The 22,353-nt window shown below is 40.6% G+C and carries 20 protein-coding genes; 9 read left to right on the top strand and 11 right to left on the bottom strand.

Annotation, left to right across the window (positions count from 1 at the left end):
* Window position 1: 1 nt before the first annotated feature.
* Together KSO91_RS09010 and aspS are read right to left on the bottom strand one after the other, a co-directional pair.
* Window positions 2-1,177, bottom strand: a complete 1,176-nt coding sequence (locus KSO91_RS09010) for an HD-GYP domain-containing protein (RefSeq protein WP_238742625.1) — start codon at window positions 1,175-1,177, stop codon at window positions 2-4.
* Window positions 1,178-1,649: 472 nt separating this feature from the next.
* Window positions 1,650-3,425, bottom strand: a complete 1,776-nt coding sequence (gene aspS / locus KSO91_RS09005; RefSeq protein ID WP_238742624.1) for an aspartate--tRNA ligase — start codon at window positions 3,423-3,425, stop codon at window positions 1,650-1,652.
* Window positions 3,426-3,651: 226 nt separating this feature from the next.
* On the opposite strand from aspS, the gene cmoA reads away from it, so the two are divergent.
* Window positions 3,652-4,383 (top strand): carboxy-S-adenosyl-L-methionine synthase CmoA, encoded by a 732-nt coding sequence (cmoA, locus tag KSO91_RS09000; protein WP_238742623.1) that lies wholly within the window; start codon window positions 3,652-3,654, stop codon window positions 4,381-4,383.
* A 16-nt stretch (window positions 4,384-4,399) separates the two neighbouring features.
* Entirely contained in the window at window positions 4,400-5,386 is a 987-nt protein-coding gene (gene cmoB / locus KSO91_RS08995) for a tRNA 5-methoxyuridine(34)/uridine 5-oxyacetic acid(34) synthase CmoB (protein WP_238742622.1), read from the top strand.
* Here the strand turns inward: cmoB and KSO91_RS08990 are convergent.
* A complete protein-coding gene (locus KSO91_RS08990) occupies window positions 5,383-7,125 on the bottom strand; it encodes a flagellinolysin (RefSeq protein ID WP_238742621.1) in 1,743 nt (580 codons plus the stop codon). The genes cmoB and KSO91_RS08990 overlap by 4 nt on opposite strands.
* Window positions 7,126-7,489: 364 nt before the next feature.
* Here KSO91_RS08990 and KSO91_RS08985 point away from each other — a divergent pair, with 364 nt between their 5' ends.
* A complete protein-coding gene (locus tag KSO91_RS08985; RefSeq protein ID WP_238742620.1) occupies window positions 7,490-8,080 on the top strand; it encodes a CoA pyrophosphatase in 591 nt (196 codons plus the stop codon).
* 142 nt (window positions 8,081-8,222) lie between these two features.
* Window positions 8,223-8,525 (top strand): helix-turn-helix domain-containing protein, encoded by a 303-nt coding sequence (locus KSO91_RS08980; protein WP_238742619.1) that lies wholly within the window; start codon window positions 8,223-8,225, stop codon window positions 8,523-8,525.
* Window positions 8,526-8,575: 50 nt separating this feature from the next.
* Here the strand turns inward: KSO91_RS08980 and KSO91_RS08975 are convergent, their stop codons facing one another.
* The 3 genes from KSO91_RS08975 to KSO91_RS08965 are packed head-to-tail and all read right to left on the bottom strand — an operon-like array spanning window position 8,576 to window position 10,858.
* A complete protein-coding gene (locus tag KSO91_RS08975; RefSeq protein ID WP_238742618.1) occupies window positions 8,576-9,037 on the bottom strand; it encodes a heme-degrading domain-containing protein in 462 nt (153 codons plus the stop codon).
* A complete protein-coding gene (locus KSO91_RS08970) occupies window positions 9,034-10,086 on the bottom strand; it encodes an oxidoreductase (RefSeq protein WP_238742617.1) in 1,053 nt (350 codons plus the stop codon). Before KSO91_RS08970 ends, KSO91_RS08975 begins: the two co-directional genes overlap by 4 nt.
* Window positions 10,079-10,858, bottom strand: coding sequence for a DeoR/GlpR family DNA-binding transcription regulator (locus KSO91_RS08965; RefSeq protein WP_238742616.1), 780 nt, complete (start codon window positions 10,856-10,858; stop codon window positions 10,079-10,081). Before KSO91_RS08965 ends, KSO91_RS08970 begins: the two co-directional genes overlap by 8 nt.
* Before the next feature lie 403 nt (window positions 10,859-11,261).
* Between KSO91_RS08965 and KSO91_RS08960 the strand changes: the two genes are divergently transcribed.
* Both KSO91_RS08960 and KSO91_RS08950 read left to right on the top strand, forming a co-directional pair.
* Entirely contained in the window at window positions 11,262-12,080 is an 819-nt protein-coding gene (locus tag KSO91_RS08960) for a transporter substrate-binding domain-containing protein (RefSeq protein ID WP_275113951.1), read from the top strand.
* Between the two features lie 308 nt (window positions 12,081-12,388).
* On the top strand, window positions 12,389-12,598 hold the full coding sequence (locus KSO91_RS08950; RefSeq protein WP_238742615.1) for a cold-shock protein: 210 nt from the start codon (window positions 12,389-12,391) through the stop codon (window positions 12,596-12,598).
* Between the two features lie 376 nt (window positions 12,599-12,974).
* Here KSO91_RS08950 and KSO91_RS08945 read toward each other — a convergent pair whose 3' ends face one another.
* The 4 genes from KSO91_RS08945 to KSO91_RS08930 all read right to left on the bottom strand — a co-directional run bounded on the left by KSO91_RS08945 (window position 12,975) and on the right by KSO91_RS08930 (window position 15,867).
* Window positions 12,975-13,169 carry a YgaP family membrane protein gene (locus KSO91_RS08945; RefSeq protein WP_238742614.1) on the bottom strand — a complete coding sequence of 65 codons (195 nt, stop codon included), beginning with the start codon at window positions 13,167-13,169 and terminating at the stop codon, window positions 12,975-12,977.
* 43 nt (window positions 13,170-13,212) lie between these two features.
* Window positions 13,213-14,538 carry a transglycosylase SLT domain-containing protein gene (locus KSO91_RS08940; protein WP_238742613.1) on the bottom strand — a complete coding sequence of 442 codons (1,326 nt, stop codon included), beginning with the start codon at window positions 14,536-14,538 and terminating at the stop codon, window positions 13,213-13,215.
* 9 nt (window positions 14,539-14,547) lie between these two features.
* Window positions 14,548-15,573, bottom strand: coding sequence for an acyltransferase (locus KSO91_RS08935; protein WP_238742612.1), 1,026 nt, complete (start codon window positions 15,571-15,573; stop codon window positions 14,548-14,550).
* A 96-nt stretch (window positions 15,574-15,669) separates the two neighbouring features.
* Window positions 15,670-15,867, bottom strand: coding sequence for a hypothetical protein (locus KSO91_RS08930; protein WP_238742611.1), 198 nt, complete (start codon window positions 15,865-15,867; stop codon window positions 15,670-15,672).
* Between the two features lie 282 nt (window positions 15,868-16,149).
* Here KSO91_RS08930 and KSO91_RS08925 point away from each other — a divergent pair, with 282 nt between their 5' ends.
* A complete protein-coding gene (locus tag KSO91_RS08925; RefSeq protein WP_238742610.1) occupies window positions 16,150-17,979 on the top strand; it encodes an ABC transporter ATP-binding protein in 1,830 nt (609 codons plus the stop codon).
* A 169-nt stretch (window positions 17,980-18,148) separates the two neighbouring features.
* Window positions 18,149-19,207: an outer membrane beta-barrel protein gene (locus KSO91_RS08920; RefSeq protein WP_238742609.1), complete on the top strand. Its 1,059-nt coding sequence runs from the start codon at window positions 18,149-18,151 to the stop codon at window positions 19,205-19,207.
* A gap of 307 nt (window positions 19,208-19,514) precedes the next feature.
* Here KSO91_RS08920 and KSO91_RS08915 read toward each other — a convergent pair whose 3' ends face one another.
* Entirely contained in the window at window positions 19,515-20,306 is a 792-nt protein-coding gene (locus KSO91_RS08915; RefSeq protein ID WP_238742608.1) for a M48 family metallopeptidase, read from the bottom strand.
* Between the two features lie 907 nt (window positions 20,307-21,213).
* Here KSO91_RS08915 and KSO91_RS08910 point away from each other — a divergent pair.
* The gene (locus KSO91_RS08910) at window positions 21,214-22,311 is read left to right on the top strand and encodes a substrate-binding domain-containing protein (protein WP_238742607.1); all 1,098 of its coding nucleotides are present in this window, start codon (window positions 21,214-21,216) and stop codon (window positions 22,309-22,311) included.
* The last annotated feature ends 42 nt before the right edge of the window (window positions 22,312-22,353 follow it).

Raw genomic sequence — 22,353 nt, 5'->3', positions numbered from 1 at the left:
ATCAACCTTCGTAGGCTAAAAACTCCATAATCTGATCCATATTCAGATTAAAGTCATCGGCTCGTACACATTTGACAATCAATTCTTCCTGAGTAATCGATAAGTCGATATTATTACCCATCTCAAAGCTTTTCGGTCCGAGACTATAGAATGTTCTCACTTTAGGTCTGATTGGATCTTCACGATTCTGGCTTTCAACAATCGCCAACCTATTTGAATCGAGCTGCACTATCGCACCAACAGGATAAACTCCCATACACTGGATAAATTTATCTACCAACATTAAATCAAGATGGTTGCTCTGTCCTAAGCTGCGTAAAATACTGAACGCTTTGACCTGAGCGTAGCCTTGTTTATAACAGCGGCTAGACGTCAATGCATCGAAAATATCACAAATAGCGATCATCCTTCCGTAACTTGATATCCCCTCCCCTTGCACACCATTTGGGTAACCCTCTCCATTTATTTTTTCATGGTGAAGCGCAGCAACTTCGAGGCTTAACGGACTAATATCCGGTGTTTTTTTGATGATTTCAATGGAATGACTGGCATGTGATTTCATAACGTCAAACTCAGCATCGGTCAATTTACCGGGCTTATTGAGAATCGCATCAGGCACCTTAATCTTACCAACATCATGCAAAAAAGCGCCAACCGCCAATTCGCGAATAATTCCTATCTCAATATTAAGGTGAAAAGCAAAAATACTGATGAGTACTGAAACGGCAACCGAATGCTCCAGTAAATACTCATCTTTATGACGAATATTTAACACGCAAGCGAGTGCATCGGGATTATTAAAGATAAGTTCAATAGACTGATCAGTGATACTGCTGACTGATTTTAAATCTAATGGGTTATTATTTTCAGCATCATGAAATAATTTTTTCTGAATATTTTTTGACTGATCAAAAATACGACGGGCTTTCATAACGTCTTGTTGAAAAGAACGCTCTTTTTTAGCTTTTATTTTTTCGACCGGTTTTGCCGCTTCTGCATTGACACTTTTACTTAAATCAACCAATACGCGTTCGATCCCTTTTGCTTTGAACCCCTCAATAATCACTTTGTTTTTAATAATACCCGTTTCAGTCAACTGAAACTTGCCCTTTGGCTTCGTAATGTCCAAAACGTACATACCAACAAAAAGATCTGATAGATTCTTTTCAACTATCATGTACTGATGCTCCAGATTATATGCTCTATATCCGCCGGGTATGTCACTTAGAAAACAAGGTCGGTCTTTTACAAAGAATACGATTTTTATGTAATTATTTAGTGTAAATCAGTAACGGAGAAACAACGCTTTAAAAAAGTGGAATGAGACTCAATAAGTGATTACATTTAGCAATTTTCGCACCGCTACGGCATTAACTTTAATTGATAATGTATGCTATTTACTAATATTACACCTATTATTATTAATACGAAAAACAGCCGCAATTAATCGCTAACTCGCTCACAAACTTATATAAAAAAACTTATTTTATATAACTAATCACAGAAATGAAGAGGGATAATTTAGTCGTTAAGAGTGCTATAACTAATAGGGGAAGGCAAACATCAAAAGTCTATACGATGATTGACTAAATTCACAACGGAGTTTATATGGGATGGGGCATTGTTAATGCCCCATCCTGACATGAGATTTACGCTTGCTCTTTTTTCTCTTCTTTGAGAACCGCAATATTTAGCTCCGCCAATGCAGCTGGATTTGCAAAACCAGGTGCATTCGTTAATGGGCAAGCAGCTGAAGCTGTTTTCGGGAAAGCGATCACTTCCCGAATTGAGCTGGTACCGGTCATCAACATAATTAAACGGTCTAAACCAAATGCCAGCCCTGCATGTGGAGGCGTACCATATTTTAAGGCCTCAAGCAGGAATCCGAATTTATCTTGTGCTTCTTCATCACTGATATTTAAAATACGGAAAATAGCTGCCTGCATATCTTGCTTGTGAATTCGCACACTGCCGCCGCCTAGCTCACAACCATTTAACACCATGTCGTAAGCATTCGAGATAGCACCGACAGGGCTTGCTTCAAGCTCTTCGACAGTCATATTAATAGGCGCTGTAAATGGATGATGTAATGGCGTTAGAGATCCATCTTCAAGCGCTTCAAACATCGGGAAATCAATAACCCAAAGTGGCTTCCACTGTGCGCTAATCAATCCCATATCTTCAGCTACTTTCAGACGCAATGCACCGATCGCTTCGCTAACAATATTAATTTTATCAGCACCAAACAAAATGATATCGCCATCTTGCGCATTGGTTCGCGCTAATAGCTCAATCACAATCGCTTCATTTAAGAACTTGGCAATTGGCGACTGCACACCGTCAATACCTTTAGCAACTTCATTGACTTTCATCCAAGCCAGCCCTTTCGCACCATAAATAGTCACGAACTTGCCATATTCATCGATATTTTTACGAGAAAGCTTAGCGCCTCCCGGCACACAAATAGCAGCAACACGACTCTCTGTATCATTAGCTGGATCGGAGAATACTTTAAATTCTACCTCTTTGACTAAATCGGCAATATCAACCAGTTCAAAATCGATACGCAGATCCGGCTTATCACTACCAAAACGACGCAGCGCATCGGCATAGGTCATTTTCGGGAAAGTCCCTAAATCAACATCAAGCATCTCTTTGAAGAGGTTAACAATCATCTCTTCGCTGATGGCCATCACCTGATCGGCAGACATAAATGACGTTTCAATATCGATTTGGGTGAATTCTGGCTGGCGGTCGGCACGCAGATCCTCATCACGGAAACATTTAACTATCTGGTAGTAACGATCCAACCCGGACATCATCAATAACTGTTTAAACAACTGTGGTGACTGTGGCAATGCAAAGAATTGACCTTTATGAGTACGGCTAGGTACTAAATAATCGCGCGCGCCTTCAGGAGTTGCTTTGGTTAAAATCGGCGTTTCTACATCCAAGAAACCGTTCTCATCTAAGAAACGACGCACAAAGCTACTCACTTTGGCGCGGAACTGCATACGTTGCGCCATTTCAGGGCGGCGTAGATCTAAATAGCGGTAACGTAAACGCTGTTCTTCAGAGTTCTTTTGATTACTATCAAGCGGCGATGGCTCTGCGCGGTTTAATATTTCTAATTCAAGCCCCAGTATTTCGATGCCACCGGTGGTCATCTCTTTGTTTACTTGACCTTCTGGGCGCGGACGCACTAGCCCTTTTATTTTGATACAAAATTCATTACGCAACGTCGTCGCAAGGGCTGTCGATTCGGCGGTATCCGAATCAAAAAAAACTTGTACGATACCGGCGCGATCACGCAGATCCAAGAAGATAACTCCGCCTAAATCACGTTGTTTGTTTACCCAACCTACTAATTCAACTTCTTGACCAATGACAGCTTCCGTCACTTCACCACAATACATAGTGCGCATTATCGATTCCTGTTTTAAATACGAGATAATATAATTGCGTCATTATAACCCTAAGCAACTCACAATTGCGAGTTTCAGCGTAGCTCAAGCCCTTTAAAACAACGGCATATTTGGCCTTAACTCATGGGTATATTTTAAAGTCCTATCGGCAAACAAATAAAATGCTGATCATCTCGTTTAATTTAAGTAAAATAGGTGCTTAAAAGTTCTAGAGCAGGCCACAGCGATGAGTCAAACCGATAATATCTACAGCAAACCGCTTACTCAAGTCGATGGGTTTACCTTCGACGAGCAGGTTGTACAAGTGTTCCCCGACATGATCAAACGGTCGGTACCTGGTTATGAAAAAATTATTCACATGATTGCCATGATCACCGAGCGCTGCGCCGTAGAAAACAGTAATCTTTACGATTTGGGCTGTTCGCTTGGCGCCGCCACCCTTTCTATGCGCCGTGGTCTTAATAATAAAAAAGGTTGCCAAATTATTGCTGTCGACAATTCAGCGGCGATGGTTGAGCGCTGCCAGCAATATATCCACGCTTATAAATCAGACACCGCTGTCGCTGTGCTTTGTGATGATATTTGTAATATCCAGATTGAAAATGCGTCGGTAGTTGTGTTGAATTTCACCCTACAATTTTTAACTCCAGAAAAGCGCTTAACACTATTGACCAATATTTATAACGGGCTATTACCCGGTGGGGTCTTGGTTTTATCTGAGAAATTTTTATTTGATGACTCTGTAAGCCACCAGCTATTAATCGATCTTCATCTCGATTTCAAACGCAGCCAAGGCTACAGCGAACTAGAAATAAGCCAAAAACGCTCTTCACTGGAAAATGTATTAATTTCCGATACCCTAGAGGCCCATTTTGCACGTTTAAAAACTGCAGGATTTTCCCATAATAATCTTTGCTATCAGTGTTTCAATTTTGGCTCAATTATCAGTATCAAATAACCGCTTAAGGCTCTCCATGATCGACTTTACAAACTTTTACAGCATTATCGCTAAAAACCGTTTAAGCCATTGGCTACGAGTGTTACCGACACAACTCTATGAGTGGGAAAATAATCAAGTACACGGAAAACTGCCGAGCTGGGTGCGTATATTAAATAAATTCCCAGATATCAAAACAGCTAATATAGAGCTTAAAGAGCGCGTAAAAATCGGCAGTGCTGGTGAACTTTGTAAGGGCGAAAGCAAAAAACTACAGAGCTTGCTGCAAAAGTTTCATCCTTGGCGTAAAGGTCCTTTTGATATTTATGGCATCCACATTGATACCGAATGGCGCAGTGATTGGAAATGGGACAGAGTGCTGCCTCATATCAGTCCACTTAAATATCGTTATGTCTTAGATGTCGGCTGCGGTAGTGGTTATCATATGTGGCGTATGCGTGGTGAAGGCGCACAGTTTGTGGTCGGCATCGATCCCAGTGATCTCTTTTTATGCCAATTTGAAGCGATACGCCATTTTGCCAATAAAGATCAAAACGTTAATCTGTTACCTCTGGGGATTCAGGAGTTGCCTAAACTAGAAGCCTTTGACACCGTCTTTTCCATGGGTGTTTTATATCATCGTAAATCGCCGATGGATCATATCACCCAGCTTCAAGATCAACTGGTCGAAGGTGGCGAATTGGTGCTGGAAACATTAGTCATTGCAGGAGATGAAAACGCGGTATTAGTACCACAAGATAGATATGCAAAAATGCGCAATATCTGGTTTCTGCCTAGCGCAGCGGCATTAAAGCTGTGGGTTGAAAAGTGCGGCTTTGAAGATGTTCGTATTGTCGATATAAACGATACTCTCACAGGTGAACAACGCAGTACCGCATGGATGACTAATGAATCGTTAGAGGATTATTTAGATCCCAAGGATCCAAGCAAAACAGTAGAAGGTCATCCCGCGCCAAAACGTGCGTTACTGATTGCCAAAAAAGCAGCAAAAACGCTTAGCTAACCCAGCAAGCTGAGTACAGATTGTGGAGATGCATTGGCCTGCGTCAACATACTGGTACTTGCTTGTTGCAATATTTGAGATTTACTCATTTTACTTGTTTCTAAGGCAAAATCAGCATCCTCAATACGTGAGCGGCTGGTAGACGTTGATTGAGCATTTAACTCATTAACGCTAACGGTTGCATATAAGCGATTTATTGAAGCGCCCACACCTGCCCGTTGCTCACTAATATAACTCAGCGCCTTATCAATTTTATCAATCACAGCACTGGCATCGACAGTGACATCAATGTCATTTAATCCCAGAGCATCAGTATCGATACGCGATAGGGAAACTGATATTTTTTCACCACTGTTCGCCCCCACTTGTAAATTGTATTGTGCAGTTAGTAATGGGTCATTAACCTTTCCCTTGGTCGGTAACTCAACATCGAATCCCGTCATCGGCGTTAATGTAAGATTAACATCATCAGCAATCACAGCTCGACCATCAAGTGTCGCTTCGTTATCAACATCGGCCCCGCCAATGGCGCCAGTATCTTCATTGCCAAAGTTAAAATTTGCCTGCATAAATGCACTGCCAGCACCTCCGGAAAAATCAGTGATAAACGCCGCTTCATCAGCCCAACTGACCAAGCCATCAGTTTGTAATTTAGTTAACGCCGTATCTAAATTAGAGCCACTTTCGCTTAGCTCGAGCATCAAATCCTTTATCCCTTCCCCGCCATTATTCTTAATATCTTCATGAAGGTAACGTACTGCAGCGTAACTCGTACTGTATTGCAAACTACTGCCATCCCATCCCGCGCCGGTTGTATTGGCTAACTCACTGGCCATTGCATCAAAGTCAGTTGAATCAAAATGAGTGCTATTAGGGTCGATAGCAATAAGATCATTATAAACCCGCTCATCTGCACCGTGAATAAGCTCGGCGGCTCCCTCAGTAAACCATTTTGAGTCAGAGAAACTGCCCATATTCATAGAGCGTCCCATCACCGCATGCACCATCTCATGTGCGACAATGCGATCACTGTAAAATGGTGCTTTACCACCATCACCGGCAATCCCTTTTTCGAAATCGCTCATATCAATTGTTAAAATTTGGTTATCAATTTTACCTGTAATAGCATTGGGAGTCCCACTCACTGAAGCAAGAATGTCGGGATCGGCAGTATCTGACAAATCTATTTTAAGTGTAGCGCCATCACCTTTAATGCCTAGTTGTTCAAAAATTCGCTGCTCAGAGTTTGCAAACCAGGAACTAAATAAACCATCAATAACGGCTTGTTTATCAACATCGCTTTGCGGGGTTAACTCTCCGCGTTGAAACAATTTAGTACCATTAAACTCGGTAGTTTCCGCAATCGAATTGATTTCTTGACTGAGTGCATCAATTTCAGATTGAATCGCTTTACGGTTTTCAGTGGAGTAGGTTTCATTGGCAGCCTGCACTGAAAGTTCGCGAATACGCTGCAAAGAAGTGGTAACTGATTCTAATGCGCCATCAGCCGTTTGCAGAGCAGAAACACCATCATTGGCATTACGAATGGCTTGATTGTAACCGTTGATTTGAGAGGTCATACCAGAGGAAATTGATAAACCCGCAGCATCATCACGCGCACTATTAATGCGTAGCCCTGATGAGAGCCGCTCCATCGCCTGATTACCAGCACTTTGTGAGCGATTAAGCATGCGCTGTGCAAATAATGATGATGTATTGGTAATGACTGAATGGGCCATATGCAATTTCCCTAAAAATCCAAGACAAAAAACAGTAACGTTAATCAACCTTGTCGAATCAACCTTGTCGGCGACAATGAAGAAATCTTTAGCATTCATTACAATTTAAATTAAATTTAGAGTTTGGATAGCCGATTTTTTAGAAAAGTGTTTTTTAACCTGTTTATGTGACCCTTAAAATTTCTGTTATGATAAATACCGCTCTCGTCAATTTAGGCTTAGGCCAATCGTATTGGATAGATATTTACTTAGATAACTAAAAAGAAAAAACTTAGCATCAATAAAACACTTTAGCAGATACAAAAAATTTAACGCCAAAAGTCAGCATGCCCTAACAAGGGGTAATTTTATTTCAGGTTGGTCAATGGATAAACAAACTTTTTTAACCCGTTTTTTGTTACATAATCCATTATCAGGGTCTAGCGGAGATGGGTCTTCCCCTGCCCTTATCAATCAACAGGAGTTAAAAAAAGCGGCGGTTTTGATCCCCTTAGTGAAACGCCAAAATGGCCTGAACATCATCTTCACAGAGCGTGCCCTAGCGCTACGTCATCATCCAGGACAGGTCAGTTTTCCGGGTGGCAAACATGAACAATCCGATCCCAACCTACTGTATACCGCAGTGCGTGAAACTCAGGAGGAAATTGGTATTTTCCCGGAGCAGATCGTTGTTTTCGGCCGATTGGCGAAGCTAACGACAGTAAGTGGCTTTATAGTGACCCCTTACTTAGGGTTTGTTGAAAGTGATCATTCAATAGTAATTGATCCACAAGAAGTTAAAACTGTATTTGAGGTACCGCTGGCATTTTTACTGAACAAAAAGAATACTTATTTACGCCATCTAATCGCCAATAAAAAACGCCATTTCAGCTATTGCATTCCCTACCGTAACCGCTTTATTTGGGGGGCAACCGCACAGATGTTAGTGAATTTACAGCACCATTTAGATGATTGAAAATTTTTAAAAGTCCCATTGCTAAGTAGCAATTCGCTTCAATATCGCATTTCTGCTTTACAAAATAACATTATGATTTTTATCGGAATAAGATTGGGTACACGGGTTTTATAGGCCCTAAAAATGAAGATGAGATCCTAAAATGATAGATAAACAAAGTAAAACAAAAACCGCGTATTACCGCCGACTACTGGTTGCTTATTTAATCGACACGGGAGTCAATACTCCACCACTCATTTTAGGCGCAACAGGGATGGCGAGGCGTACTTTACAAGATACCATTAAAGCCCTTGCTGAATTAGATATAGAGTGCGTGGATACTGGTGGCACAATCAATAAAAGCTATTCAATCAAGTCATGGGGAGCTATCAATAGCAGTTGGATTGAAGATAACTTAGAGCAGGTAAAAGATGTTTTGGGGTTGCTAAGCAAAGAGTCTACCTAGAAAAGATGAACAGCAGATCCGAGTTTTTATATCTGCTGTTTTGCTGTCTACTAAATCAAATCAGTGAGCGCATTAATCACCATTTGATGATCTTCTTCCTGCGGAAGGCCAGAAACGGTAACCACACCAACTAAACCACAGTTTTTTATTCTGATTGGGAATGCGCCACCGTGTGCACAATACTCATAAGCATTAATATGCATCTGTTGTTCAAACTCTCTATTTTTAGCTTTATTGTATTGGCCAATATAATAGGTGCTGTGGCCAAAACGTAAAACAGTGTCCCGTTTGCGCTTTATCCAATGACTATTATCCACCTGAGTACCGGGCATGGCATAACTAAATAGAATCTGATTAAAGGCGTACACCTCAATGGCAACAACGGCATTTTTATCCTCCGCTGTTTTTTTTAATTTACAACCTAACTGCCATGCTGTGTGATTGTTAAAGAGATCAAACTGTAATTCGCTTTCCTGAGCTAATAAATCAGCTAATAAATAAGGTGTACTCATGAGTTAACCTTCATTTTTTTCCCTAAACGACTGCTTTCCATCGCCAGTTCTATCAGTCTAATATTCCACAGTGCATCCTCTGCTGATACGGGCGGTTGAGATCCACAATGGATAGCATCTGCCATCTGTAGGTAAAAATGTTGGTAACCACCACATTCGCTTACCAGTGGCTGCTCTGACTCTGCAAAATAGAGGTGACCGTATTGTTCTTGCTGCTCTTGGCCCCAGTCAACCGTATTCGGCAAAATACCCGCTTTTAATTTTTGTTCCTGCGGATCCAATCCTAACTTTCTATAGCTTCCCAGATCCCCCTGAATATTAAATCGCAAGTTGGGTCCCGCGCAGAATAACGAAGCATTTAGCAACGCAAGCTTATCTGGGTAGTGCAAAGTTAGATTAAAATAATCAATATTAGTTGATCCTTCGCGCATCATTTCACACTGTGCAGTAATAGCTTCCGGCAAACCAAACAATTGTAATGCTTGGTCTATCAGATGCGGCCCCAAATCGAATAATATACCACCGCCATCTTGTGAGGACTCACGCCAACGTTGCAGCACGGTGGGCCGGAAACGGTCAAAATGAGATTCAAAATGTTTAATTCCACCCAGTTTATTTTCTGCTATTAATTTTTTAACCGTCAAAAAGTCACCATCCCAGCGGCGGTTGTGGTAGACACTTAAGATCAGACCTTTTTCTTTCGCTAAGGCGATCAAAGCCTCACCATCGGCGATTTTAGTCACAAAAGGTTTTTCTAATATGACATGTTTATTATTTTCCAGTGCCAATTTAGCGAGTGAAAAATGTACATCATTTGGCGCGGTAATAATCACTAACTGAGCGTCACTATTTTGCAACATCTGCTCTGCTGTAAAATAATGCGCTGCATTGGGCCAGTCTTGCTTAACGACTTGCGCTTGAGAGCTGCTAATGGCAGACACCTCAAATTCAGGTAGTGCATCCACAAAAGGAAGATGAAAAGTTTTTGCAGAGAACCCATAACCAACGATGGCCGTTTTAATCATACGCGCATCTATTTTATTACCCATTTTGCTCTCCTTTATTGTTTTCGTTGACGACCAGCAGCTCTATTCCCAGTTGGTTAATCAAAGTAAACAGCCTCTGAGCGGGGTATTGGTCTGTAATGATGGTATCTATCTTATCTAAAGCGCAAATACGGTGGAAATTCTGCTGCTCAAATTTACTACTGTCACACACCAAGATAACCTGCTGCGCTTGTCGGATCATGGTTTTTTTGATATCGGCTTCTTCTTCACTGGACGTTGACAGGCCCGATTCAGACAGTGCACAGACACCTAAAAACAGTTTGTTAACTTGATATGTTGATAATTGTTTAACTGCCTTAGGGTCTAAAATAGCTCTGTGGTAATGATTTAGCTTTCCGCCTAACAGGTGTACATTGATGTTTTCCTGCTCGGCTAATAATGCCAAACAATCAATAGAGTTAGTCACCACCGTCGCAGGAATGACTAAATGTGCTGCCATCGCCGTTAAGCTTGTTCCGCTATCAATAATAATAAAGTCATTTTCATTGACCAAATTTGCAGCTGCTTTGCCCATCGCGACTTTAGCCGCACTCATCTGTTCCCGTTGCAAGTAGGGTAATACTTTGCCCTGTACGGGGACTAATATTGCGCCGCCACGAATTCGTTGTACATCCGCTAAGCTACCGAGTTTGATTAAATCACGTCGCGCAGAGTCTCGAGATATATCAAAATGTTGACATATCTGTTCACTGGTCAATTTTTTACGGGCTAACAGTAATACATGCTGAGCGCATAAACGTTCTTCTTGAGTCATTACAATATCACTTAAAAAACCTTAATAATGCATAACACATTACAGTAAAAGCGGCTAAATTAATATTATTTCTGAAAAAATGATGAGTGACTTAAAATAACTTACGCAATATCAAGCGGTATGTACTGCTGTTATAGCATTTCAATTAACACAAATAACTGTTTAAGTTCGTATCGCAAAAGTATCACTTGTGAATTTGATAAACATCAAAAGGACTTGGCAAGCAAAATGAACAGAGATCTTCAAATAACATTCCTAATTCACCTTAAAATACAGCGATATCAAAGAGCATTAATGTTAAAATTCGCTTATCTTAGCCATTTTTTATGAGTATCAGAAGCCCCTTTATCTTTTAAAAATGGCGAATGTAAACATATTATCCTTCACAAGGAATGCCCTCGTCATGATGGTGAAAAGCATCTTATTTCTATTTATTTCACTGCTTGTTCAAATGCAGTCATCATCTTTTGCTGATGAAATAAAACCTTATATATGTGGATTAGCCAGTGGTTACCCACCCTATCAATTTAAAGATAAAGATAATAAAATTGCAGGTTTAGACGTCGATATTATACGTTTAGTTTTTCAAGCAGCAGAAAAACAATTACAACTACAGCAGATGGATTGGGATGACGCTATCGCTACATTACGTTTCACCCCTAATTTAGATTGCATTGCTGGCATGGAGAAAAATAGTATAAGGGAAAAGTTCTTTGATTTTACCTCACCTTACTACAGCAGAAAAATAGTGATCTTTGCACTCAGAAGTAGTCACAATATTACTAAAATAGAAGATTTAATAGGCCATAAAATTACCGGAGACAAGCACTCATCTGTAGAGTTTTTCTTAGAAAAAAATAACTTGCGAAAAAAAATACGGATTAAATCAACAAAAAGCAAAGAATTATCCATGCGTTTATTACAAAGTGGTGAATTTGTTGCCATGATCGCTCCTAAAGCAGTGGGTCTTTATCTTGCTAAAGAACTCCATGTTGATATTAAAATTATTGCTGAAATGGAAGTGGGTAGTCCCGTTAGCATTGCCGTAAAGAAAGGAAATATTGAGTTATTAGCTATACTTGAAAACGCATTACAAGCACTAATGGAAAAAGGTGAAATTATTAAAGGCGTTGGTAAGTGGTTAAACATGGATCAGGATTCCGCTTTCATTACGCCAGAAGATAGTCATAAGTATCTGTTTGTTGATCATTCCGAAATTTAAATGGGAGGGCCAATTCTAAGCCACAAGATCCATCTTAGATTAAGCGAAGTAAGATCTAATAAGCCCGCCAACATTAAATTTTACAATGCCTTTTTTGTATCGTCACGTGTTCATTTACTGATCACAACTTGATTTTTATTTTATCTGTTATATAGTGCCTGCCAGCAAGAAATAAAGCCTTTTGTTTACATTCTCCATAACGTTGTTTTATTAATAATACCTCGCTCTGTAGTCTTTAAGTGCCAGTCTGTTTTTATGCTATGCAAGCCTTCCAAGGCAATTTCACATTAAAATAACAGGATATTATTATGTCTAACAAAGTACAAGGAACCGTTAAATGGTTCAACGAAGGTAAAGGTTTTGGTTTTATCGAGCAAGCGTCTGGTCCAGATGTATTTGCTCACTTTAGCGCGATCGCTAACGAAGGTTTCAAAACTTTAGCTGAAGGCCAGAAAGTAGAATTTACTTTGACTCAAGGTCAAAAAGGCCCACAAGCAGAGAATATCGTAGCACTTTAATTGGCTATGGAATTTCAGCCCTGATATTGGGCTAAATCAATATTGGTAAATGGCAAACCTTTACGGGGTTGCCATTTTTTTGTCCGTTGAAAAGTGACTTTTTTTGGCCGCCACCGCCGTCATTGATTTGCAACTGTGACTAGCTGCTTTTAGTACGTGGAAATAGTGTCAGCTTTATTACTTGACCTCAGTTCTGGATAATGGAAGCGAAATCAGATTAAATATCAACAAGTTAAAAAACATATTATACAGTGCTGTTAGTTTTGCGTAGTTCAAGGCGAATCATCGCAGCAATAACTGGTTATTGGCAGATGATTTAACGCAGAAATACGCGTAAATAACGGTACTGTATCGTTTAGCTTATCCAGAATTGAGGTTAATTATCACCATCATAATTACAGCTAGAAAATCCAAAAGGTAAATATGCAGGACACCAACGGATGCTCGCAGTCAGCAAAGGAATTAAACCCACAATGCCCCACCAACTTTGAAAATAGAAACCCGCGCCAACTATTACTAACCCGACGACAAGACGTAAAATACGATCAACCCCACCAACATTCTTTTTCATAACAGCCCCTCATTTATTTGCCGCTCAAACTCTAACCATAGACCTAACTCGGTGTTTGATACAGGGCGATACGCGAATAAACCCGTTGTAGATAATGTTTCGTTTCATCATAGGGGAGTTTGACCATTAAACGCTCATAGACAGCAGTTGCAGAAAGCTTATTAATCACGATAGCGGCCTGACGAATATTACGAGAACCATTCTCGTTAAAGGCGCGAGCAACATTGCCAGCACCGGTATTATATGACGCAATAGTACAATAAAGACGGCTGCGTTTATCGGTTATCGCTCGCAGATAACGCTTATCGAGAATGCTTAAATAAGCACTACCTGTCTCAATATTGATGGCCGCAATATAGAGGTCTTTTTTATCCATCGGCCGATCAATATTACGCAGCAGTTTGTTAACATCATGCCCCGCAGTTGTGGGCACAATTTGCATTAAACCATATGCGGGAACAGCCGATTTGGCTAGCGGATCAAAAGCCGACTCAGAATGCATAATAGCCATCACCAATGCCGCCGGCACAGCAAAATTTTGACTCTCTCTTTCAGCAAAAGATGCATATTTTGCGGCGCGTTTGGCTAAGAGGTGTTTTGCTAGAGTGACTGTATATAATACGATTTTTTTATCCTGCTCAGCGCGTTCTCTGGCCTGATCGTACTGCTCATTTGCGGCACTTAGACGGCGTTTGCTAGACGCGAGTAGTTGTTTTTTTGCTTGTGTAGAGAGTAGCCTAGACTCTCTTTCAGTTAACAGACTGTCAGGAAGTTGCGCGCGATCCGCCTGTTTATCTATCTCCTGTACCTGCGCTTGCGTCTGTTCAATAATTCGCTCTTTTAGCTGTTGTTTTTTCTTATTTGAATAACGCACATCGCTCATTGAAATATGCGCAGTTGTAACAAGTTGATTATCGTCAAATAGACGCGCGAGATTAGATTTTTTATCCGCCAATAACTGGTCCACTTTTAAGCGAACAGCTTGCTTTGCATCCATTTCAGAGAGGCTCTTATCAACAAGTAACGCGACTGTTACCTGCTCATTTTCATAATCGATAACAGATTTGACATTTTTATCGTCGCTAAACTCTACGCTTCGTTGTTTTTGTGAAACGTCGCCCTCTCCCCATTTATTCACTAATTCATTTTGGAATTGATCAAACTCTTTTAAATATTGGCTTAACCAGTTTTTATAGGCTTTTTCTTGATCGCGAATATAGCGCTTAAATTCACTTTCGAGTGACTGCGATTGTAACGACGGCTGCTGATAAACAGCCATTTCCTTATCTAAATCAAAAAATGGGTCACTACCATAAAGTGGCGCGCTCCCCAGCAAGCCAATACCTAATAGTAAATAATTTAACTGCATTATTTCCCCCTAAGGGACTAAACATTTAATAAATGGAATCTTAGCCAATAAAATAGTGCACAACAGTGAGATCGCCAGAATGACAACGCTTAGCAGCGGAATAGCAAGCCAATTTGAATAAAACCAGGCGTAAAAACCATTATCGAGATCACGTATAGGAATCAATAATAGCGGATGCAGAAGATAAATCCCGAGGCTGTATTTTGATATTAGGGAGACCAATGTGCGTACTTTTCCTTTAACCCTATCCCCGTAACATTGTGCTAAAACAAATATCATTGCAGCAATAACCGCTGTATTGAGGGTTTTATAACCCATAAAAAAACTGCTGTACTTATCGCCCTCAATGGCTAGCTGCCATGAGCCGAAGAAGTTCAGCAGCAGCATGCTAACACCGGCAATCAGCCAATATTTAAGTTGCCTGCTGTTATCTCGATTAAAGAGATACCAACCAAGAATTAAGTAACCAGTATATAAAATAAGATTTTGCAGTAAAAAACTGTCCACTTTCAGCCACTTCATAAAAAGCAGCAGCATCCAAGTTATGATCAACAGTTTGATCAATTCAGGAGTGACTTTTTTAAGCAGTGGTATTAAAAAAGGGATCACAAAATAAAGCGGGATAAAATCGTAGAAAAACCATAAATGATACCAAACGGGATGGCTCGTTGAGTTTTCAATAATTTTAAAGGAAGCGGCACTTGACCAGCTTCCTGCAATAAAACCACCCGCCAGCGCATAAATCAGACTCCAACCAATAAAAGGAACAACCACTTTAGCGAGTCTTTTTTTGAGGTAATAATCGCAATTAAAATCGCGTTCATTGGAGAGTAACAATGCACCACTGATCATCATAAAAACAGGCACCGCCCAACGACTGATGCTATTAATGCCGGCCGCAGCTAGCCAATCTGAATCGGGGATGTCACCATAAAGGTAGCGAAATGGCCCCAAAACGTGAATGCTGATCACCGCAAATGCGGCTATAAAGCGCAGTAAGTCGATATAAAAAATAGCGGGCTGTGGTTGTCTCATAATAGTTTCTTTACAATAAGGCTGATAAATAATAGTGCTCAGTGATACGCACCAAGGCTGTTTGCGGCGCAACTTTTTTTAATATAAAGTTCGCAATTACAGCAATCCTTGCTCGCGCAGTGTTTTTTCTTTTTGCTGCTGCATTCTAAGCAGTTCATTTTGCATGTTTTTAGCCTGATCTAATGCATCTAACTGCACCTGAGGGATAATCATTTGTGGCTGTTTTTTTTCTACTCCGCAAGCGTTTAATAGCGTGCATATCACGACTAACAGTAAGGTATTTAATTTATTCATTTTTTATCTCTTAGTGTTGAATTACAAAACCGTTTAACGTGTAATACGCATTGTATTCATTTGCCACTTGTATCTAAGATAGTTAAACACATAAAAACTGAATGCAAACAACGTCTTCAGTTTAATCAGTATAAATGGATATTAAATGAGTCGATTTGGTATAACATAAGCAGGCCACTTGTTTTGTTTATTGAAGCAATTAATATCCAATAACATCAACTGACTCTCCCTACTCGGCTTCTCTATTAACAGTCGCATAACCTGCAGTAAAAAGGCAATTAAATGTTTAAATTTTTTGAAAAATTAGTTCCCGCGCTTAACGATGCTGAGCCGACACAACCGCCCGATACTTTGATTGCCTTTTGCCTTCATTATACACAAGGTTACAAAATAGCGCTGCTGGTGATGACGGCTCTAACTGCGACTCTAGCAATACTCGAAGTGTCTCTATTTGGCTTTATGGGGCAACTTGTTGATTGGTTAATCACGAAAAATCCGCAAACATTATTGCAAGATGAGTCGGCAACACTGATTGCGATGTCAATTCTCGTATTGCTTGTTATCCCTCTATTGATATTGCTGCACTCATTAATTGTACATCAGGTCTTATTGGGCAATTACCCTATGTCCATTCGCTGGTTTGCACATCGCTACCTGCTAAAACAAAGCGTTTCCTTTTACCAAGATGACTTTGCAGGCCGCATCGCTACCAAAGTAATGCAAACATCTCTGGCCGTGCGAGAGACGGTGATGAAGTTGCTGGATGTCATTGTTTATATCCTAGTCTATTTTATTTCTATGGTAGTGATGATGGCAAAAGCAGATATTCGTTTAGCGATTCCGATGGCCGTCTGGCTTGTCGTTTATATCGCTCTGCAATACTATTTTATACCACGATTAAAAGCCGTTGCAACGCAACAAGCCGATGCGCGATCTACTATGACCGGACGTATTGTTGATAGTTATACCAATATTTCAACCGTCAAACTATTTGCTCATACCGACTCAGAATCACAATACGCCAAACAGGGAATGCAAGGTTTCCTAGAAACGGTCTATAAACAAATGCGCTTAGTAACCGGCATTAATGTTTTGGTACAAATTTCTAACTATATATTGGCTTTTGCTATTACCGCACTGGCTATCAGCCTATGGATGCAAAGCGCTATTAGCGTCGGTGCTATTGCGATTGCGATCAGTTTGTCGCTACGCTTAAATGGCATGTCACAATGGATCATGTGGGAACTCAGCGCCCTCTTTGAAAACATCGGCACGGTCACAGATGGTATGACCACGCTGGCTAAACCCAATGTCATCGAAGATCAAAAAGATGCCCCGCCTTTGCAAGTAAGCAAAGGCATTATCCACTTCGATAATGTTAGTTTTCATTACGGTGAAAAATGTGGCGTTATTGAACAGTTAAATTTACACATCAAGGCGGGCGAAAAAATAGGTTTGGTCGGTCGATCCGGCGCTGGCAAATCGACACTGGTAAATCTGCTGTTACGCTTTTACGATGTTGAACAAGGAAAAATTTTGATTGATGGGCAAAATATTAATCAGATTCAGCAAGAAAGTCTGCGTTTGCAGGTTGGCATGGTAACCCAAGATACCTCACTGCTGCATCGTTCGGTACGTGAAAATATCCTTTATGGACGCCCCAATGCAACCGATGAGGAGATGATCAATGCGACCAAACAAGCACAAGCGCATCAATTTATTATGGGATTAAGTGATAATGAGGGGAATACTGGTTATGACGCGCAAGTGGGCGAGCGTGGTGTGAAACTCTCCGGCGGGCAGCGCCAACGTATCGCCATTTCACGTGTACTACTTAAAGATGCACCGATTCTGGTTTTAGATGAAGCAACTTCAGCGCTGGATAGCGAGATTGAAGCCGCTATTCAAGAAAGTTTATATGAGTTGATGCAAGGTAAAACCGTTATTGCCATTGCCCATCGTTTATCCACGATTGCCGCCATGGACCGTTTAATTATATTAGATAAAGGTCAAATTATTGAGCAAGGCACACATCAACAACTTATCGCGGATAAAGGCATCTATGCACAGCTTTGGGCACATCAGACCGGAGGTTTCCTTGGTACAAACTAACCCACATACCACCCCCAAATTAAATATATAATGATATAGATCATGTTTTATTTGATTAATATTAAATCAGATATATCATTGGAGTGTAGTCGTATTAATTTGACTACACTAGATTATTCACAACAAAACAAAAGTAATTATAAAAAAAATAACAAGCTAAGGATAAATAATGTCTAACATAAAATATATACTTCCACTTGCATTACTGGCTTCTGGCGCGGTTAATGCTGCTGATGATACCGCGGCTAAAAATGGCAATCCCTGGTATGTTGGTGCTCGTTTTGGGGGAACATACTCAAGTGATTTTTCTGATAAAGCAATTTCCCCACCCGTAGATTTAGACAGAACAGACATTGGCGGAGGCGTATTTCTAGGCTATAACATCAACCGCTGGGTCGGTATCGAAACAGGTTACACTCATTTAGGTGACGTTGGTTTCAGTGAATCTGCATCTGTAGAGCAGCAAGGTATTGATTTAGTAGGAAAGTTTAATTTATACACAAACGATTCATTGCAAATGTTTGCTAAAGCTGGTGTTTTCTATTACGCCACAGATGGCCAAGATCAATTGTCTGCTTACGATGATAATGGTATGACCGCGACTGCGGGCCTGGGCATGGAATACTTTTTCAATAAAAATGTATCTGCACGTCTTGAGTATCAGTACTACAACAATATCGAACTTCAAGATGCTCCTATCGATACTAATTGGGATACTCAATTCTATGGTTTAAGCCTAGTCTATGCTTGGGGAGCTGCACCAATGGTGCTTCCAGAAGAGCCAGCCATTGTGCAGCCAAAAGCCGTTATGGAAAAACCTGTCGTCGTTGCAAAACCTCAAGCGAAAGTTACAGCAACAGTCATTGAGATTGCACCGCTTACCATTGAATTACCTTTTGAGTTTGACAGTGGTAAATTACCTCAAAAATACCTAGACCAATTAGCACCTATTGCACAACACCTTGTCGATTATCCTGATGCGCAGCTTTTTGTTGTAGGCCATACCGATAGTCGCGGCTCAGAAGTATATAATCAGAAACTATCTGAACAACGTGCCGCCTTAATTGCAGATTATTTAGCGACTAAATTTGCCATTGATAAAAGCCGCATCAATCAATCTGGTCGTGGTGAACTACAACCAAGAGCAAGCAACAAAAATGCCGAAGGACAATCCCTAAACCGACGTGTATCAGCCTTTACCCCGGGTTTGAAAATTGAAAGTAAATAATACTAAATACACTGATTTGTATTCACGTTATACCTAACTTCAAGTGGGGGAAGTAAATCAATCCCGACCAGATATTAGTACTTAAAAAAGCGCCCTCAGGCGCTTTTTTGTTGTTTGTTATATACGCCCAAGATAGAGAATAAGATCCAAAGCCAGTATTGCGTTGCTGCATTAGATAAATGCTTGCATTTACAGCGACCAATGCCAATCGAAGTTACACAAACAATTGTTCTAAATACTTGCTGCAGCCCGAGTTTCCGAGCTGAGTCCTGATTAAACATCTTCGTATATCATGGCTATAAAAAAATCACATTTTGCAATTTACACGGCGCACTGAAGTGGTGGGCAATTTCGCTATCTCTTTTTGTAGCTCATCGATGCGTGTAGAATGCGAGGGATGTGTTGATAATAATTCAGGGGGTTGGTTGCCCCCCGATGCTTTAGCCATATTTTTCCACAACTCAACACTTTGCTTGGGATCAAAACCGGCTTCCGCCATCAATCGTAAACCAATAATATCGGCTTCAGATTCATCAGTGCGTCCATAAGGCATTAATATGCCGTACTGCACACCTAATCCGAGTCCCGCCATCGCGATCCCTTGATACTCGTTACCGCTCAATACACTATTTGAGAGCTGCAAGCCAGCATCAGCTAACTGACTACGCGACATTCTCTCATTACCGTGCTGCGCAATGACATGACCGATTTCATGGCCTATCACCGTGGCCAACTGATCCTGATTACTGGCCACATCGAGCAGCCCCTGATAGACACCAATTTTACCGCCAGGGAGTGCAAAAGCATTCACCTGCTTGCTATCAAAAACCACCACTTCCCATTTGCTAAACTTGGGATCTGGCGTTAAACGACTAGTAATGGCTTGGGCTACACACTGCACATATTGATTAATGTTTTCATCGAGGTTGATTTTTTCCTGTTTTTTTAATTCGGCAAAGGATTGCGCGCCCAGTTGTGACATATCACCAGCAGAAAAAAGTAGAACTTGAGGTCGACCAGTTGGTGACGTTGCACATGCAGAAAGAGTAGATAAAGCGACCAGCGATATCGCTATTAAACGTGAAAATTGTATATACATAAAAACCCTTAGTTTTAGTCGGCATTGCCACCTAATTTCCCTGTACAGAAAATTAGCAGGCGCATATAAGACGTCGATTAAAATAGTCCTTATACCCATGACACCTGAAAATGCCTTATCAGAGTTCGGATAACTGATTCTTATACTAAGGCAATTAAGGCTAACTAGGAAGTCACTAATTAGCCTTATTAACGATTAAAAAACTAACATGAAACGTTAAATTTTACCCTTGTTAGCTTTTTTCTCCCGTTTTTCATTGCGTTTTTCTTTCATTGTTTTTTCAGATTTTTTCTTTTCTGATTTCTGTGAATCTTGTCCTTTAGCCATGATTTTTATCCTTTATGACAGTGGTATCGCTTTACTGGATGTGTATTCATCGCACCTAAAGCACAATGATTAGGCGGGATTGGGAATCCCTCAGCTAACGCCTTTAGCATACGCCAAATAAATAGGAACGATATATTAAAAAGACGTTATTTGAATAAAAATTGTCACTTTTATTTTCGCTTATTGACAATGGCGGGTTTTTTATCGTACTGCTATGCTCTGCGTACCCCACGACAGAAAATAACCGGTAAAATCAGTGACAAGATTAATTGTTAGAGAAAAGACCACCATGCAAGTTATACCACCAGCGAAGAAACGATGACGAATATAACGCCTCGGTCACGTTGCCAATACAGTGGTGCTTGTGTTGGCAACAGAAGGTTATATTCATAACGTGATGCAGCATACTGTTTCCCCTCAACTTCAGCTATTAATAGATCTCTTCATCCTATAAAATTGACTACACAAAAATAGAAATATAAATAAAAAATATTGATACGGGTTTAGCCCCTATTTTGCAATATCTGCTTTCTTGATATTGCACGGTTTCCCCTCATAAAATAGCGATGAGGAACAAGTTATGTTCAGAGTAAGCCTGTTATCGTTCGCCTTGTTATTGAGTGCACAGCCTCATGCTCAGTCTGATTTCTGGCGGCTTGACGAATACTGGCAGAAATACCCAGCTCAAAAAGAACTTAGTAAGTCATTTGCGGATATAGTCAGAAATCCGCCGGTCCCTTTGTCTACCGTGCAAGATAAACCGATTCTTATCTATTTGATCACGCCTTCCCGCCAGCTTTCTGATTATTGGCGGCGCAACCAACTGGCTTTTACTGACCGTTTAGATGAATTGGCCATAAAATACACATTAAAAACTCATGATATCAAAGTGAACAGCAGTGAAACAAAAAGACTGCAACTTCTGGAAAATGCCCTGTCTAAGGATCCAGATTTTATTGTGTTGACACTGGATATGGCTTCAAGCACTGACGCTATCAAGCACATTCTAAATAACAAAAAGACCCGTTTAATACTTGATAATGTGACCGCGCCATTAAAATCCCCAGGCAAAAATAAGCCGCTGCTTTATGTTGGTTTTGATCACCAAACGGGCACTAAAATGCTTGCACAGTACTTTATGGAAACCTTTCCCGACACAACTCAATTTGCAGTTAATGACTACTATCCCGGTTATATCAGTGAGGTACGAGGCAAAAGCTTTATTACCATGATGGCAAAAACCCACCATTTCGAACTGCTAAGCCATCTTTATAGCGACGCAACCCTAGGCTCTGCTCGCAACAACACGATCAATTTAGTTGATCTGCATCCAAATCTTGATTTTATTTACGCAAGTTCAACTGATATTGCCATTGGTACCAGCAAAGCACTGCAGATTCTAGGCCGCAAGGATATTCAAGTTAACGGCTGGGGAGGCGGGACGATGGAGTTACAAGCTTTAGCTAAGGGTGAATTGGATGTCACTGTGATGCGCATGAATGATGATAGTGGTGTCGCCATGGCTGAAGCAATCAAGCTTGTACTTGATAAAAAAGAGGAGTTAGTTCCTATTGTATACTCCGGCGAGTTTAAACTAGTACCTCGATTCATAAGTCCGTGTGATAATGTTCATAATTGGTTCAAGCCGACAAAGCCTTACCTTTATACGTCCATTTAAATGGTTTTGCTAAATTCTCGTTAAAATAATCAATAAAGCGCT

This window comes from Psychromonas antarctica (genome assembly GCF_022267535.1).
Classification (GTDB): Bacteria; Pseudomonadota; Gammaproteobacteria; order Enterobacterales; family Psychromonadaceae; genus Psychromonas; species Psychromonas antarctica.
The sequence above is the reverse complement of the archived record's forward strand: the minus strand, read 5'-3'. Positions and strand labels throughout refer to the sequence as shown.